The sequence below is a fragment of the Paraliomyxa miuraensis genome, assembly GCF_026337845.1.
In the GTDB taxonomy this organism is placed as follows: domain Bacteria; phylum Myxococcota_A; class Polyangia; order Nannocystales; family Nannocystaceae; genus Paraliomyxa; species Paraliomyxa miuraensis.
Window position 1 is genome coordinate 1 of record NZ_JAOVZF010000085.1, and the last position, 996, is coordinate 996.

Annotated in this window: 1 protein-coding gene; it reads left to right on the top strand. The window is 63.3% G+C overall.

The features are described 5' to 3' along the window. On the top strand, positions 1-996 hold a 996-nt coding region (locus OEB96_RS00380), incomplete at both ends, for a transposase (RefSeq protein WP_266213383.1).

A 996-nucleotide genomic window follows, 5' to 3' on the forward strand; every position in this document is an offset into this window, starting at 1 on the left:
TCGGATGCGGCGGCCGTCGAAGCAGCGGTCTTCGATCGGCGTTGGCAGATGGTGCTCGATTGCGACGGCGCCGAAACGGCACCGTTCTCGCAGGGCGTTCTGGTCGAGTTCCGACGGAGGATGCTCGAGCACGGTAAGCACCTGCGTCTGGTGGAGCAGTCGGTCGCGGTTGCTCGACGCACCGGAGGCTTTGGCTTCAAGCAGCTGCGCGTCGCACTCGACTCGGCGCCTCTATGGGGTGCGGGTCGGGTCGAGGACACCTTCAATCTCATCGCGCATGCACTCGAGGTCGTGGTTCTGTGTGCCGCGAAGGCAGGAGGGATGAAGCCCGAGCAGTTGCTCAACGCGTCTGGCCTGAAGTTGATCGGCAACAGCAGCGTCAAGGCTGCGCTCGATATCGACTGGGACGACAAGGACGAACAGCATCGAGCCCTTCAAGCTCTGCTCGACGAGGTCGATCGCCTTCGTACTTGGCTGCAAGACAACCTCGAGGAGGCGCTCACGAATTCGGGCGTACAGGAGGCCCTGGAGCAGCTCGAACGCGTCCTTCAGCAGGACCTCGAGCCCGACCCAGATCGAGGAGGACGTCGGATCACGCGAGGCACGAGCAAGGACCGACAGATCTCGATCACGGACCCGCAGATGAGACACGGACGAAAGTCGCGGTCCCGAACCATCGAAGGCTACAAGCGCTTCATCGCACGCGAACTCGACTATGGCTTGGTCCTCGGAGTGACGGCGCAGCCGGCCAACCAACGAGAACACGAAGCGACGGGCCCCCTGCGCGAGCAAGTCGAGCGTTTCGGCGAAGTGGAAGCTCTGTACCTCGATCGAGGATTCCTGGCAGGCGAGTGGACCAAGGAGGCTGCTGCGAATGACGTGGACATCATCTGCCGCCCGTGGCGCGTTCGAAATGGAGACCGCTACGCCAAGCACGAATTCGCGATCAACCTCGAAGGCGGGACGGTCCGCTGCCCAGCCGGCGAGACCACACGC